The organism is Methylobacterium sp. 174MFSha1.1 (genome assembly GCF_900116815.1).
GTDB lineage: Bacteria > Pseudomonadota > Alphaproteobacteria > Rhizobiales > Beijerinckiaceae > Methylobacterium.
This window is the reverse complement of record NZ_FPCB01000033.1, coordinates 1-13688: the sequence shown is the minus strand read 5'-3', so window position 1 is coordinate 13688 and position 13688 is coordinate 1. Positions and strand designations below refer to the sequence as shown.

Annotated in this window: 14 protein-coding genes and 1 pseudogene; 7 read left to right on the top strand and 8 right to left on the bottom strand. The window is 71.5% G+C overall.

Going from position 1 to position 13688, the window contains the following annotated elements; all coding sequences use genetic code 11:
• The first annotated feature begins 3 nt into the window (after positions 1 to 3).
• The 4 genes from bchO to BM430_RS34865 all read left to right on the top strand — a co-directional run bounded on the left by bchO (position 4) and on the right by BM430_RS34865 (position 3681).
• Positions 4 to 891: an alpha/beta fold hydrolase BchO gene (bchO, locus tag BM430_RS25250; RefSeq protein ID WP_093570001.1), complete on the top strand. Its 888-nt coding sequence runs from the start codon at positions 4 to 6 to the stop codon at positions 889 to 891.
• A 63-nt stretch (positions 892 to 954) separates the two neighbouring features.
• Entirely contained in the window at positions 955 to 2481 is a 1527-nt protein-coding gene (gene crtI / locus BM430_RS25245) for a phytoene desaturase family protein (protein ID WP_093570000.1), read from the top strand.
• Positions 2462 to 3541 (top strand): phytoene/squalene synthase family protein, encoded by a 1080-nt coding sequence (locus BM430_RS25240; RefSeq protein WP_093569999.1) that lies wholly within the window; start codon positions 2462 to 2464, stop codon positions 3539 to 3541. The genes crtI and BM430_RS25240 overlap by 20 nt, the downstream gene beginning before the upstream one ends.
• Positions 3538 to 3681, top strand: a complete 144-nt coding sequence (locus BM430_RS34865; RefSeq protein WP_177303168.1) for a hypothetical protein — start codon at positions 3538 to 3540, stop codon at positions 3679 to 3681. The genes BM430_RS25240 and BM430_RS34865 overlap by 4 nt, the downstream gene beginning before the upstream one ends.
• Before the next feature lie 46 nt (positions 3682 to 3727).
• On the opposite strand, the gene BM430_RS25235 is transcribed toward BM430_RS34865, so the two are convergent.
• Positions 3728 to 4609 carry a LysR family transcriptional regulator gene (locus BM430_RS25235; RefSeq protein WP_093569998.1) on the bottom strand — a complete coding sequence of 294 codons (882 nt, stop codon included), beginning with the start codon at positions 4607 to 4609 and terminating at the stop codon, positions 3728 to 3730.
• 146 nt (positions 4610 to 4755) lie between these two features.
• Between BM430_RS25235 and BM430_RS25230 the strand changes: the two genes are divergently transcribed.
• Positions 4756 to 5409: a hydrolase gene (locus BM430_RS25230; protein ID WP_093569997.1), complete on the top strand. Its 654-nt coding sequence runs from the start codon at positions 4756 to 4758 to the stop codon at positions 5407 to 5409.
• A gap of 94 nt (positions 5410 to 5503) precedes the next feature.
• Here BM430_RS25230 and BM430_RS25225 read toward each other — a convergent pair whose 3' ends face one another.
• From BM430_RS25225 to BM430_RS25195, 7 genes are all read right to left on the bottom strand, one after another.
• The gene (locus BM430_RS25225) at positions 5504 to 6562 is read right to left on the bottom strand and encodes a DUF3616 domain-containing protein (protein ID WP_093569996.1); all 1059 of its coding nucleotides are present in this window, start codon (positions 6560 to 6562) and stop codon (positions 5504 to 5506) included.
• 136 nt (positions 6563 to 6698) lie between these two features.
• The gene (locus BM430_RS25220) at positions 6699 to 7022 is read right to left on the bottom strand and encodes a hypothetical protein (RefSeq protein ID WP_093569995.1); all 324 of its coding nucleotides are present in this window, start codon (positions 7020 to 7022) and stop codon (positions 6699 to 6701) included.
• Between the two features lie 73 nt (positions 7023 to 7095).
• Positions 7096 to 8484, bottom strand: a complete 1389-nt coding sequence (lpdA, locus tag BM430_RS25215; protein ID WP_093569994.1) for a dihydrolipoyl dehydrogenase — start codon at positions 8482 to 8484, stop codon at positions 7096 to 7098.
• Positions 8485 to 8487: 3 nt separating this feature from the next.
• On the bottom strand, positions 8488 to 9891 hold the full coding sequence (locus BM430_RS25210) for a dihydrolipoamide acetyltransferase family protein (RefSeq protein ID WP_093569993.1): 1404 nt from the start codon (positions 9889 to 9891) through the stop codon (positions 8488 to 8490).
• Positions 9892 to 9894: 3 nt separating this feature from the next.
• Positions 9895 to 10908 (bottom strand): alpha-ketoacid dehydrogenase subunit beta, encoded by a 1014-nt coding sequence (locus BM430_RS25205; RefSeq protein WP_093569992.1) that lies wholly within the window; start codon positions 10906 to 10908, stop codon positions 9895 to 9897.
• A 1-nt stretch (position 10909) separates the two neighbouring features.
• Complete coding sequence (locus tag BM430_RS25200; RefSeq protein ID WP_093569991.1) at positions 10910 to 12157, bottom strand: 3-methyl-2-oxobutanoate dehydrogenase (2-methylpropanoyl-transferring) subunit alpha; 1248 nt, start codon at positions 12155 to 12157, stop codon at positions 10910 to 10912.
• 39 nt (positions 12158 to 12196) lie between these two features.
• The gene (locus BM430_RS25195) at positions 12197 to 12451 is read right to left on the bottom strand and encodes a hypothetical protein (RefSeq protein ID WP_093569990.1); all 255 of its coding nucleotides are present in this window, start codon (positions 12449 to 12451) and stop codon (positions 12197 to 12199) included.
• Between the two features lie 190 nt (positions 12452 to 12641).
• Here BM430_RS25195 and BM430_RS25190 point away from each other — a divergent pair, with 190 nt between their 5' ends.
• Together BM430_RS25190 and BM430_RS25185 are read left to right on the top strand one after the other, a co-directional pair.
• Positions 12642 to 13106, top strand: coding sequence for an Lrp/AsnC family transcriptional regulator (locus BM430_RS25190; RefSeq protein WP_244539660.1), 465 nt, complete (start codon positions 12642 to 12644; stop codon positions 13104 to 13106).
• A 367-nt stretch (positions 13107 to 13473) separates the two neighbouring features.
• Positions 13474 to 13688 (top strand): annotated as a pseudogene (locus BM430_RS25185) (IS110 family transposase); the annotation flags it as partial.

Below are 13688 nucleotides of genomic sequence, written 5' to 3'. Positions count from 1 at the left end.
CCGATGGCCCCATCCGACGACCGACCCGCCTTCGCCCGCGAGGGCCGTGATTGGCCGAACCGCGAGGCGAGCCGCTTCGTCGCCGCCGGCGGCCTGACCTGGCACGTGCAGGAGGCGGGAACGGGCCCGGTGCTGCTCCTCGTCCACGGCACCGGCGCGGCGACCCATTCCTGGCGCGGGCTGCTGCCGCTCCTCGCCAAGGACTTCCGGGTGATCGCCCCCGACCTGCCGGGCCACGGCTTCACCGATCCGCTGCCGACGCCCTCGCTGCCGCGCATGGCCCGGGCGCTCGGCGACCTCCTGCGGGTCCTCGGCGTGGCGCCAGAGGTCGCGGTCGGACACTCCGCCGGGGCGGCGATCCTGGCCCGGCTGTGCCTCGACGGGGTCGTGTCGCCGCGCCTCCTCGTCGGGCTCAACGCCGCCCTGAAACCCTTCCCGGGCATGGCCGGCTTCATCTTCCCGGCGATGGCCCGCGCCCTGTTCCTCAACCCGGTGACGCCGCGGGTCTTCGCCTGGTCGGCCGACCGGGCAGCGGTGGAGCGGCTGATCCACGGCACCGGCTCGACCCTCAACCGCACCGGCCTCGACCTCTACCGCCGCCTGTTCCAGACCCCCGGCCACGTCGCCGGGGCGCTGGGCATGATGGCGCATTGGGACCTGATTCCCCTCGACCGCGACCTGCCCCGCCTCAAGGCTCCGCTGCTGCTGATCGTCGGCGGACAGGACCGCACCATCGCCCCCGACGTGTCGTTCGGCCTCGCCGACCGCCTCGGCGGCCGGGCGCGGGTGGAGCTGCTGCGCGGCCTCGGGCACCTGGCGCACGAGGAGAAGCCGGAGGTGGTGGCCGAGCTGATCCGGGCCCGGATGGCTCAGCCGCGGGCCTCGGCATAGACGGAGCCTGCCACCGACTTTCCCGCTTGCCACCCAGCCCAACCGCGATGATAGTGTCAACTTATGTTGACATTCGACGACGCGCCGCCGCGGGTCACGTCCGCCCGGCCCCGACCCCGTGCGGTGGTGATCGGCAGCGGCTTCGGCGGGCTCGCGGCGGCGATCCGGCTCGGCGCGCGGGGCTACCGGGTGAGCGTGCTGGAGCGCCTGGACCAGCCCGGCGGGCGGGCGCGGGTGCACCGGCAGGACGGCTTCACCTTCGATGCCGGGCCGACCATCGTCACCGCGCCGTTCCTGTTCGAGGAGCTGTGGGCGCTCTGCGGGCGATCCCTCGCCGACGACGTGACGCTGGTGCCGATGCGGCCGTTCTACCGCATCCGCTTCGACGACGGCGCCACCTTCGCTATGTGCGGCGAGGCCGAGGCGATGCGGGAAGAGGTCGAGCGCCTGTCGCCCGGCGAGGCGCCGGCCTACGACCGGTTCATGGCGCTGTCGGACGAGCTGTGCCGGGTCGGGTTCGAGCAGCTCGGCGCGGTGCCGTTCGGGCGCCTCACCGACATGCTGCGCATCGCCCCCGACCTCCTGCGGATCGGCGGCCACCGCAGCGTCTACGGCCTCGTCTCCTCGGTGTTCCGCGACGAGCGCCTGCGCACGGCGTTCAGCTTCCACCCGCTCCTCATCGGCGGCTCGCCGTTCCGGGCGAGCGCGCTCTACTGCCTGATCGCTTCACTCGAGCGGCGCTGGGGCGTGCATTCGGCGCTCGGCGGCACCGGCGCCCTGGTGCGCGGGATGGTGCGGCTGATCGAGGGCCAGGGCGGCGAGGTGCGCTGCGGCGCCGAGGTCGAGCGGATCCTGGTGACGAACGGCACCGCGCGGGGCGTGGCCCTCGCCGACGGCACGGAGATCGCCGCCGACGTCGTGGTGTCGAACGCCGATTCGGCCGTGACCGCCCTCAACCTGCTGCCGCCGGAGGCGCGGGGCTGGCGCGAGCGGCGGCTCGACCGGGCGCATTCCTCGATGGGATTGTTCGTCTGGTATTTCGGCACGCGGCGGACCTATCCGGACCTCGCTCACCACACGATCCTGTTAGGTCCCCGCTACCGCGGTCTCCTCGACGACATCTTTTCCCGAAAAGTGCTGGCCGAGGACATGAGCCTCTACCTGCACCGCCCGACCGCGACCGACGCGAGCGTCGCGCCGCCGGGCCACGACGCGTTCTACGTGCTGGCGCCGGTGCCGAACCTCGCCGGCGGACAGGACTGGTCGCAGCTCGCCGAGCCGTTCCGTCAGCGCGTCGCCGCGCGGCTCGATGCCACCGTGCTGCCGGGCCTGTCGGAGTCCCTCGTCACCTCCCGGGTGACGACGCCGCAGGATTTCTCCGACGATTTTTTGGCCTATCGCGGCTCGGGCTTCGGGCTCGAACCGATCCTGACCCAGAGCGCGTATTTCCGCCCGCACAACCGCTGCGGCGCGGTGCGCCACCTCTACCTCGTCGGCGCCGGCACCCATCCGGGGGCCGGGCTGCCGGGCGTGCTCTCCTCCTCCAAGATCCTCGATCGCGTGGTGCCGGATGCAGCCGTCTTCGCCTGATGCGCGTCGTCAGACGCCCTTCGCCGCGTCCCTGGCCCGCGCCGCCGACCACGCCGCCTGCCGGGCGGCGATCCGGGCCGGCTCGCGCAGCTTCTACGCCGCCTCGTGGCTGTTGCCTCGGGCGGTGCGCCGCGACGCCTACGGGCTCTACGCCTTCTGCCGCCTCTCCGACGACGCGGTCGACGGGGCGGGCGCCCGGGCCGACGCGGTGCCGCGCCTGCGGGCGCGGCTCGCGGCCGCCTATGCCGGCCGGCCCGCCCATGCGGCCGCCGACCGGGCGCTGGCCGAGATCGTGACCCGCCACGCGATTCCCCAGGCCTTGCCGGCCGCTCTCCTCGAAGGCCTCGCCTGGGATGCCGCCGGGCGGCGCCACCCGGACCTGTCCTCCCTCGTCGCCTACGCGGCCCGGGTCGCCGGCTCGGTCGGGGCGATGATGACGCTGGTGATGGGCGAGCGCTCGCCCGAGGCACTGGCCCGGGCCTGCGACCTCGGCATCGCCATGCAGCTCACCAACGTCGCCCGCGACGTCGGCGAGGATGCCCGCAACGGGCGCCTCTACCTGCCCGAATCCTGGCTGCGCGAGGCCGGGCTCGACCCCGACGCGTTCCTGGCCAATCCCGAGCCGAGCCCCGCGCTCGCCTCCGTCGTCGCCCGCCTGCTCGCCGCCGCCGACCTCCTCTACGCGCGGGCGGAATCCGGCATCGCGATGCTGCCGCCTTCCTGCCGTCCCGCCGTGCGCGCCGCCGGGCTGATCTACGCCGAGATCGGCCGCGACCTCACGCGCGGCGGGCTCGATTCGGTCACCCGCCGCGCCCGGGTGCCGGGCGCCCGCAAGGCGCGGCTGCTCGCCCGCGCGGTCCTCACGTCCTCGTCCCGCCGCGCCGACCGGCCGGCCCTACCGGAGGCGGCCTTCCTGGTCGAGGCGGTGGCGATGATGCCTGCGCCTCCCCCTGCCTCGCGGCCGGCCTGGTGGAACCTCGGTGGCCGGGTCGTGCGCGTGCTCGACCTGATCGAGACCCTGCGCGAGCGCGAACGCTTCGGCGGCGCAGCCCCGTCGTGAGCCAGACGTTGTTCGCGCTGCTGGATTTCGGGCTGGTCTTCGGGGCGGTGCTGGGGTTCGGGTTCTGGCAGCTCTGGGTGCTGCGGCGGGACAGGCGGCGCAGGGCAGAACGCGGGGAGAACAAGTCTGGGGAGGCGTAACGAATCTTGGCCGCTATGGACGCTGCAAAGATGCGATACGCCACCGTTAGCGGCTCTCCTGGGATTTTTCGAAGCAGTCGATCAGCAGCTCCGTGAGCACGCCCACTTTCGGCGCCGGATGCCGACCCGGTGGACGAACGACGTAGATGCCTGCCGGCGGCGGCGGATAGCGCGTCATCACGGCCACGAGTGCTCCGGATGCCAGGTAGTCACGGGTGATGCCGTCGGGAAGCCAGGCGATCCCGAGGCCCGCGGTGGCGGCCGCGACCAGGGCCGTGCCGCTGTCGGCCTTGAAGCGCCCGCGCGGGCGAACCGTGACGATGTCGGCGCCGTCCATGAACTGCCAGGACTCGTTGCCCTGCATCAGGGATTGGTGAGCGAGCAAGTCGTCCGGAGCTTCGGGCGATCCATGGGCGTCGATGTAGATCGGGCTCGCAACGAGCTTTCCGTAGAGTGGTCCGACGCGCCGCGAGAGCAGATCGGAATCCGGGAGATAACCGACCCGGATTGCGCAATCGTAGCCCTCTGCGACGAGGTCGACGAAGCGATCGGTGTAGCAGGTGTGAATGTGGAGCCGGGGATGGAGCTTCGCCATGGCGGCGATGATCGCGGCGAAATGACTCGGACCGAACGTCAGCGGGGCCGCCACGCGGAAGCGGCCGCGGAGCTCGCCGTCCGGCATGATCGTTTCGCGGCCTGAATCGATCTCGGCGCAGGCTCGGGCCGCGTAGTCCCGGAAGGTCGCTCCGGCTTCCGTGAAAGCGACGCCCCGGGTGGTCCGGACCAGAAGCTGCACGCCGAGTTCCGTCTCAAGCCGCAGGAGCCGGCGACTGACCACGGACTTGGCGAGGCCGAGGCGGCGCGCGGCGCCCGACACGCCGCCGGCATCGGCCACCTCGACGAAGGTCCGCAGCTCTTCGATATCCACCTCGGCGTTCCCCGTTGCGCGACACGCGGTAGCTCTAACGAATACTATCGCATCACGGATCGCGGTGACAGGGTCATCAGGCAGCGCGCTGTCGCGGCCATCTCTCGAACAGATCGGCCTCGACCACAGCAGACAAAGGGATATTCATGACCCGTCGCAACGGTCTTGCTTCGCTTCTTCGCCCTGAGGATTCCGTGCTCGTGCTGATCGATCATCAGCCCTACCAGCTCGCGAACGTGAATAGCCACGAGCCGCAGATGGTCATCAACAACACGGTGGGGTTGGCGAAGGCCGCCAAGGCCTTCGGCGTCCCGACGATCCTCACGACCGTCATCGCGGAGCGCGGCGGCCTGCTCTTTCCGCAGGTCACCGAGGTGTTCCCCGGCCAGGAGGTGATCGACCGGACGTTCATCAACACCTGGGAGGATCGTAAGGTCGTCGATGCGGTCGCGGCGACGGGCCGCAAGCAGCTCGTCATCGCGGGATTATGGACCGAGGTCTGCGTCGCGATGCCGGCGATCCAGGCGCTGGGTGAAGGCTGGGACGTGACGGTCGTCACGGATGCCTCGGGCGGGGTGTCGGTCGAGGCCCACGACGTCGCGATCCGGCGCATGATCGCGGCCGGCGCGAACGTGATGACCTGGCTCGCCGTTGCTGCCGAATGGCAGCGCGACTGGGCGCGGGCCGAACAGGCCGCCGCGCTGACGGACGTGATCACGCAGCATGCCGGCGGCAGCGGCATCGCGTTCCTGTGGGAACAGCAGCTGCTCAACACGCCCGTTCCCGGTACTGCCCGATAATCCGGGCTGGAATCACCACGATCCCGGAATTTGCCGCGCGGCGAGCCCCGGGATCACGTCGTCCGACCGGAGGGCGAGAGGGGCGATCCGCCCCTCACTCCAATTCCAGCACCACGCTCCGGAACCCCTGCGGCTTGCGCGCCGGGCAGATGTCGGCGTCGTCGCTGATCAGCTGCACCTTCTTGCCGTCCGCGGCGACGATCAGGCCCTCGGGCTGGAAGTCGGGGAGCGCCGCCAGCGCCTCCGCCACGCCCGCGACGCGGGAGGGTGCCTCGCCGGCCTTGCCGGACCAGCGGTAGAGGTCGGCGGCCTCGCCGCCGCTGCCCGAGCCGCCGGCGATCAGGAAATACGCCTTGAGGCCCGGCGCGTAGGCGATGTCGCGGATGCCGCGGCCCTTGAGGTCGAGGGCGACGGGCTTGGCGAGCTTCGGGGCTGCGCCGCCCGCCAGCACCTCGGCCGGGTTCTCGAACGGCACCACCAGGGCGTCGTTGTCGGCGTTGAGCGGGTTGCGCAGGCCCACGAACAGGCCGCGCCCGTCGGGCGTCGGGCTCAGGCCCTCGATGGCGAAGCCGCGCCGCTTCGGGCTCAGGCTCGCCTTCGCCGCGAGATCGACGGCGATGCGCTCGGACAGGCGCGGGTCGAGGTCGGCGATCGCCTTGGCGAGACCCTGGAACGGCTTGCCCTTCGGCGTCACCGCCGGGGCCTTGGAATCAGGGGACTTGGGATCGCCGCCCACCGCGACGGCGAGCATCTGGCGCGAGGCCTCGCGGGTGCGCCCCTCGGAATCGCGGGCGTGGGAGCCCATCAGCACCAAGTCGTTGCCGAGCCAGGCCAGCGATTCGAGGTCGGCCTTGGCGGGCTCCTCGCGGCCGCTGGTCGCGAGCGCCGCGTCGAGGTCGCCGCCCTTGAGCATCAAGGGCGGACCGGATTCGTCGGCCTTGTAGAGGCGCAACGCGTTGCTCTCGTCGTCGACCACCAGGAACCGGTCGCCGAAGCTGCCGGCCGGGTAGGGCACGGCGCCCGACGCTTCGCACGGACCCCAATGCATCAGCACCGGCCCGGTCTTCACCTCGGCGCGCGCGCCTTGCGCCGCGAGGCAGAGGGCGAGCACGGAAACGAGTTCTCCCAGGCGCTTCGAGCCCCGGCCCGTCATGGCGAATCTCCCTGGATCGCGGCCTGTCTGAAGCGGGGCCGTCTTCGCAGTATTTCACGCGGGCCCGGATCTATTCAATGCTGAGGCGGAAAATTCTTCGTGTGCCCGGCCTTCGGCGGGAAGCGGCGGCGATCCGTCAGGCCTCCTCCGGCGCCCCCGCCTCGCCGTCCCCCTCGCGCTGCGCGGCGACGAAGCGGCGGCGGGCCTCGGCCGCCTCGCGGAACGCCCTCGTGCGTGGCGCCGCGCGCGCCAGCTTGCCGATCTCGCGCAGGATCAGCTCGGCCTCGAACGCCGCGGCACGCTCCGCCGCCGCGGCCCGGCTGTCGGCGCCGTGCGAGGCGGTGTAGCGCTCCAGCCCGTCGCGGCAGACCGCGACGCGGTATTCCAGCCACTCGATCACGTCGCCGAAGGCCCGGCCGCGGATCTCCGCGGCCGTGGCCCGGCGCTTCTTCTCGCTCACCCCTCGTCCCTCCGCGGCCCGGACGAGCGATCCTCTCGCATATCGGGCGGCGATTCACCCGGCGGCGCGCCTCTCAGATGTGGAGGGCTTCGCCGAGCGCCCGGAGGTTCGCCTCGTGGAAGGCTTCGCCGAGGGTCGGGTGGGCGTGGATCGTCCCGGCGATGTCTTCGAGCCGCGCGCCCATCTCCAGCGCCAGGCCGAATCCCGCCGCCAGCTCCGAGACGCCGGCGCCCACCGCCTGGATGCCGAGCAGGAGGTGGTTGTCGGCCCGGGCCGTGACCCGCACGAAGCCGTCCTCGGCGCCGAGCGTCATGGCGCGGCCGTTGGCGGCGAAGGGGAAGAGCCCGGTGCGGATCTCGTGCCCGGCGGCCCGGGCCTCCTCCGGCGACAGGCCGGCCGAGACCACCTCCGGATCGGTGAAGCAGACCGCCGGGATCGCCACCTTGTGGAAGGCGCGCCGGCGTCCCGCCACGAGGTCGGCCACCATCTCGCCCTGCGCCATGGCGCGATGCGCCAGCATCGGTTCGCCGGTGACGTCGCCGACCGCCCAGACGTTGCGCATCGAGGTGGCGCAGCGCTCGTCGATGCGGATGAACGGCCCGCTCATGTCGAGGTCGAGCCGGTCGAGCCCGAGATCCTGCGTGCGCGCCTTGCGGCCGACCGCCACCAGGATCACCTCCGCCGGGATTTTTCGGAGCTCACCACCGACCTCGACGGCGAGCGCGTCGCCCGAGACCCCGGTCGCCTTGGCGCCGAGCAGCACCTCGATCCCCAGCGCCCCGAGGCGCCGGGCCACCGGCCGGGTCAGCTCGGCGTCGTAGGCCGGCAGGATCCGCTCGGCCATCTCGACCACCGTGACCTTGGCGCCGAGCTTGGCAAACGCCGTGCCGAGCTCGAGACCGATATAGCCCGCGCCGACCACCGCCATCGTGGCCGGGACCTTGGACAAGGACAGGGCCTCGGTCGAGGAGATGACACGCCCGCCGAAGGGGATGTGCGGGAGCGCCGCCGGAACCGAGCCGGTGGCAAGGATGACGTGCTCGGCCCGCACCCGCTCGGGGCCGGTATCGGTCTCGACGAGGCAGGTCTTGCCGTCGACCATCTGCCCGCGCCCGCGCAGGATCTTGGCCCCGCCGCGCTTCAGGAGCGAGGCCACGCCGGTATTGAGCCGACCGACGATGCCGTCCTTCCAGGCGACCGTGCGGGTGAAGTCGAGATTCGGCGGACCGGCCGAGAGGCCGAAGGGCGAGGCATCCTCGGCCTGCAGGAGAGCGGCGTGATACGCCTCGGCGGCGTGGATCATCGCCTTCGAGGGGATGCAGCCGACATTGAGGCAGGTGCCGCCTAAGCGGTTCTCCTCGACGAGCACGGTGTCGATGCCGTGCTGGCCGGCGCGGATCGCCGCGACGTAGCCGCCCGGGCCGCCGCCGAGCACCAGGAGCTTGGTGGTGATCTCGCCCACGGGTCAGGCCTCCATGAACAACGTCGCGGGCGTCTCGAGCAGGCCCTTCAGCGCCTGCACGAACAGGGCGGCGTCGTAGCCGTCGACCACCCGGTGGTCGAAGGACGCCGAGAGGTTCATCGTCAGGCGCGGCACGAAGGCGCCGTCGCGCCAGACCGGGCGCATCACCTGCTTGTTGACGCCGATGATCGCCACCTCCGGCCGATTGATCACCGGCGTCGTGACGATGCCGCCGAGCGCGCCCAGCGACGTGATGGTGATGGTCGATCCGGAGAGCTCGTCGCGGGCCGCCAAGCCGTTGCGGGCGGCCTCGGCGAGGCGCCGCACCTCGGCGGCCGCGTTCCAGACGTCGCGGGTCTCGGCGTGGCGCAGCACCGGTACCATCAGGCCGGACGGGGTCTGCGTCGCGATGCCGACATGGATGCCGGCATGGCGGTGGATCACCTCCGCCTCGTCGTCGTAATGCGCGTTCATCTGCGGGAAGTCCGGCAGGGCGCGCACCAGGGCCTGGACCAGGAACGGGATCAGGGTGAGCTTCGGCCGGCTCGCGCCGTGGCGCTGGTTGAGGGCGGCGCGCAGCTCCTCCACCGCCGTCACGTCGACCTCCTCGACGTAGGAGAAGTGGGCGACGCGGCGCTTGGCGTCGGCCATGCGCTGGGCGATGCGCCGGCGCAGGCCAATGACCTTGATCTCCTCGACGCCCGTGCGGGCGACGCGGCCGGCGGGCGCGGGGGCGGCGTCCTCCGGCGGGGCGTCGAGGAAGGCGTCGAGGTCGTCGTGGCCGATGCGCCCGGCCGGACCCGTGCCGCGGACCTGACGCAGGTCGATGCCGGCTTCGAGCGCGCGCCGGCGCACCGCCGGGGAGGCGACCGGCTTCTCGCCGGCGGGGCGGGGCGGGCCGGAGGAGAGTGCCGCGGCGGGGCGCGGGGCGGGAGAAGCGGGCTTGGCCGGCGCCGGCTTCGGCGCTTCGGGCGGCCTCACAGCTGCGGTGGCGCCGGGCGCCGCGGCGGATTTCGGCGCAGGCGCGGGCTGGGCCGGCTCCAGGCCGTCCGCGGCCGGGACCAGGGCGGCGGCCGGCTGGCCCGAAGCCGCGTCCTGCGCCTTGGCCACATCCGGTGCCACGGCCACGCCGGTCTCCGGCGCCGACGCGGGTGCGGAATCCCCGCCTTCGACCTTGAGCCGCACCAGTTCGGCGCCGACCGCCAGCATCTGGCCGGCCTCGGCGCCCAGGGCCGCGACGGTGCCGCTCACCGGCGAGGGGATCTCGACGGTGGCCTTGTCGGTCATCACGTCGGCGAGCGGCTGGTCCTCGCGGACCACGTCGCCGACCTTGACGTGCCAGGCTGAGACCTCGGCCTCGGCCACGCCCTCGCCGATGTCGGGCAGCTTGACGATGCGAAAGCCCATGGTTCAGCCCTCCATCGCGGCGCGCAGGGCCCGGCCGACGCGCTCGGGGCCGGGGAAGTAGGCCCATTCCTGGGCGTGCGGATAGGGCGTGTCCCAGCCCGCGACCCGGACGATCGGCGCCTCCAGGTGGTAGAAGCAGGATTCCTGCACCAAAGCCGCGAGCTCGGCGCCGAAGCCGGACGTCAGGGTCGCCTCGTGGGCGATGACGCAGCGGCCGGTCTTGCGCACCGATGCCTCGATCGTCTCCATGTCGAGGGGCAAGAGCGTCCTCAGGTCGATCACCTCCGCGTCGATGCCGGTCTCGACTGCTGCGGCCTCCGCCACGTGCACGATGGTGCCGTAGGCCAGCACCGTGACGGCTTTGCCCTCGCGCCGGATCGCCGCCTTGCCGAGCGGCACGGTGTAGTGCCCGTCCGGCACCTCGCCGAGGTCGTGGCGGGCCCAGGGCGTCACCGGCCTGTCGTGATGGCCGTCGAAGGGGCCGTTATAGAGGCGCTTCGGCTCCAAAAAGATCACCGGGTCGGGATCCTCGATCGCCGCGATCAGCAGGCCCTTGGCGTCGTAGGGGTTCGACGGCACCACGGTCTTGAGGCCCGCCACGTGGGTGAACAAGGCCTCGGGGCTTTGGCTGTGGGTCTGGCCGCCGAAGATGCCGCCGCCGGTGGGCATCCGCACCACCATCGGGGCGGTGAACTGGCCGCCCGAGCGGTAGCGCAGGCGCGCCGCTTCCGACACGATCTGGTCGTAGGCCGGGTACATGTAGTCGGCGAACTGGATCTCGATGCAGGGCTTCAACCCGTAGGCCGCCATGCCGACCGCGGCGCCGACGATGCCCAATTCGCTGATCGGGGCGTCGAAGCAGCGGCTCTTGCCGAAGCGGGCCTGGAGCCCTTGGGTGCAGCGGAAGACGCCGCCGAAATAGCCGACATCCTCCCCGAACACGACCACGTCGTCGTCGCCTTCCATCGCCACGGCCATCGCGTCGCGGATGGCCTCGATCATCGTGCGGCGCGGCATGTCAGTACCCCGCCTGCTGGCGCTGGCGGCGCAGATGGGGGGGCATCTCGGAAAACACTCCTTCGAACATGTCGCGCGGGGAGGGCTTGCCGCCGGCATGCAGCGTGCCGTGGGTCTCCGCCTCGCGTTGCGCCGCCACGACCTCGTCGAGGATCTCGGCCTCGCCCTGGCGGTGGCGCTCCTCCGACCAGGCGCCGCGGGCGATGAGGTGATCCTTCAGGCGCTTGACCGGATCGCCGAGCGGCCAGGCGTCGAACTCGGTCTTCGGCCGGTAGGCGGACGGGTCGTCGGAGGTCGAGTGCGCGCCGGCCCGGTAGGTGACGTATTCGACGATCGTCGGCCCGAGATTGCGCCGCGCCCGCTCCGTCGCCCATTTCGCCACGGCGTGGACGGCGAGGTAATCGTTGCCGTCGACCCGGAGCGCCGGGATGCCGAAGCCGTGGCCGCGCGCCGCGAACGTGGAAGAGCCGCCGCGGGCGAAGCCCTGGAAGGTCGAGATCGCCCACTGATTGTTGACGACGTTGAGCACCACCGGCGCCCGGTAGGTCGAGGCGAAGACGAGTGCCGCGTGGAAATCGGATTCGGCGGTCGAGCCGTCGCCGATCCAGGCGGCGGCGATCTTCGAATCGTTCTTGATCGCCGAGGCCATCGCCCAGCCGACCGCCTGGACGTACTGGGTCGCGAGGTTGCCGGAGATCGAGAAGAAGCCGTGCTCCTTGGCCGAGTACATCACCGGCAGCTGGCGGCCGTGCAGCGGATCGTTCTCGTTGGAGTAGATCTGGCACATCATGTCGACCAGCGGATAACCGCCGGCGATGAGGAGCCCCGCCTGCCGGTAGGTCGGGAAGTTCATGTCCCCGGGCGCGAGCGCACGGCGGAAGGCGGTGCTCACCGCCTCCTCGCCGAGATGCTGCATGTAGAACGAGGTCTTGCCCTGGCGCTGGGCCATCAGCATGCGCGCATCGAAGGCGCGCAGCTTCATCATGTCGCGCAAGCCCGCGAGCAGCTCCTCGTCGGTGAGCGAGCCGGCCCAGGGGCCGACCGCCTTGCCGTCCGCATCGAGCACCCGGATCAGCGTGTAGGCGAGGTCGCGGATGTCGGCCGCCGCGACGTCGACCTCGGGCCGGCGGACGGCACCGGCCTCCGGGATGTCGAGATCGGAGAAGCTCGGGTTGCCGCCCGGGCGGACGGCGGGCTCGGGGACGTGCAGGCTTAAGGCAGCCTGGGGGCTCGGGGCGTCTGGCGGCATGGGAATCCCTTGGGACAGGGGGATTTGGGGCAGGGGGGATCAGGACGACGCGCCGACCCGCGCCTCGACCACCGCCGGGTGGCGCGACAGGCGGGCGGCGAGGAAGGAGAGGTCCGTCCCGTCCGGGACAAGGATCGACAGGGTGACGGCGGAGGACGCGCCCTCGGCATTGAGGGCGAGGTTGCGCAGGGCGTAGCCGGCCCGCTCGACCTCGCCGAGCAATCGCGTCACGCCGTCGAAGGCGTGCAGGATCCGGGCCCGGATCTCGATGACGTGGCCTTGCTCACGAGCCATGCGCGTCCTCCCGCGACGCTTGATTTGACTCCCTTGTAGCCCGGTCCGGCCGGATGGTCCTCGCCGATTTTCATCGCTAAAGCCGGTTTCCGGAGAACGGATCATGGCATCGAAGGCTGAATCGCCGAACAAGCGTTCCGGGCGCACGCAGCCCCCCGCGAAGGGCGCCGAACCGCACCGGCTCGACGACATGGACCGCCGGATCCTCGGCGCCCTGCGGGCGGACGGCCGGCTGACCATCGCGGGCCTCGCCGAGCGGGTCGGCCTGTCGCAATCGCCGTGCTGGACGCGGCTCAAGCGCCTGGAGGAGGCAGGGCTGATCCGCGACTACGTCGCGGTGCTCGACCACCGGGCGCTCGGCATCCCGGACGTGGTCTTCGTCGAGGTGACCCTCGACAAGCACGACGATTCGGTGCTGGAGGCCTTCGGCACCGAGATCCTGCGCATCCCGGAAGTCCTGGAAGTACATCTGGTGACGGGCGAGTACGACTACATCATCAAGGTCGCGGTCAGCGGCACCGCGCATTACGAGCGATTCCTGCGCGAAAAGCTCTACCGGATACGCGGCATCCGCCAGTCGCGCTCCGTCTTCGCCTTGCGCACCCTGAAGCAGGAGGTCTCTGTCGATCCGGTCGCCATCGCGCGGCAGGCGTGACCCGGTACCCAGGGCGCCGGCTGTGCGGCAGACTTGAATTGTCTCCCGGCCCACATGCGTCAAGCTGCGCGCGAATATATCGGGAGAGCGTCATGAGCCGTCGCGCGACGCTGCTCGCTGCGATCGATCTGGCGCTCGGTCAATACCGCTCGATGTCATCCCGGGGCTCGACGAAGTCGAGAACCCGGGATTCATAACCGCTGACGGTGCAGCACCCGGCTCGACGTGTTGCGCTTCATCATGAATTGTCGGCGGTTATGGATCCCGGGTTCCGCTGCGCGGCCCCGGGATGTTGGGGTGGACGGCCCCCGCCGGCATCATAAGTGCCAGGTTGAGGTCGTCTGACACCCAACCGAGGAGACCGTCCGTGACGCAGATTAGCATCATCGGCCTGGACATCGCCAAGTCCGTCTTCCAGTTCGAGGCCCAGGACGCGCAGGGCGCCGTGGTGAGCACCGAACGCGTCTCGCGCGACAAGCTGCTGCCGGCGCTCAAGAAGATCCCCGCCACCATCGTGGCGATGGAGGCCTGCGCCACCGCCCATCACTGGGCGCGCCAGATCCGGGCTCTGGGCCACGAGGT

What these genes read in the sequence shown, in the direction of transcription:
- bchO (WP_093570001.1), top strand. Translation starts at nt 4, where the DNA reads ATGGCCCCATCCGACGACCGACCCGCCTTCGCCCGCGAGGGCCGTGAT.
- crtI (WP_093570000.1), top strand. Translation starts at nt 955, where the DNA reads ATGTTGACATTCGACGACGCGCCGCCGCGGGTCACGTCCGCCCGGCCC.
- BM430_RS25240 (WP_093569999.1), top strand. Translation starts at nt 2,462, where the DNA reads ATGCAGCCGTCTTCGCCTGATGCGCGTCGTCAGACGCCCTTCGCCGCG.
- BM430_RS25230 (WP_093569997.1), top strand. Translation starts at nt 4,756, where the DNA reads ATGACCCGTCGCAACGGTCTTGCTTCGCTTCTTCGCCCTGAGGATTCC.
- BM430_RS25225 (WP_093569996.1), bottom strand. Translation starts at nt 6,562, where the DNA reads ATGACGGGCCGGGGCTCGAAGCGCCTGGGAGAACTCGTTTCCGTGCTC.
- BM430_RS25210 (WP_093569993.1), bottom strand. Translation starts at nt 9,891, where the DNA reads ATGGGCTTTCGCATCGTCAAGCTGCCCGACATCGGCGAGGGCGTGGCC.
- BM430_RS25205 (WP_093569992.1), bottom strand. Translation starts at nt 10,908, where the DNA reads ATGCCGCGCCGCACGATGATCGAGGCCATCCGCGACGCGATGGCCGTG.
- BM430_RS25200 (WP_093569991.1), bottom strand. Translation starts at nt 12,157, where the DNA reads ATGCCGCCAGACGCCCCGAGCCCCCAGGCTGCCTTAAGCCTGCACGTC.
- BM430_RS25195 (WP_093569990.1), bottom strand. Translation starts at nt 12,451, where the DNA reads ATGGCTCGTGAGCAAGGCCACGTCATCGAGATCCGGGCCCGGATCCTG.
- BM430_RS25190 (WP_244539660.1), top strand. Translation starts at nt 12,642, where the DNA reads ATGGACCGCCGGATCCTCGGCGCCCTGCGGGCGGACGGCCGGCTGACC.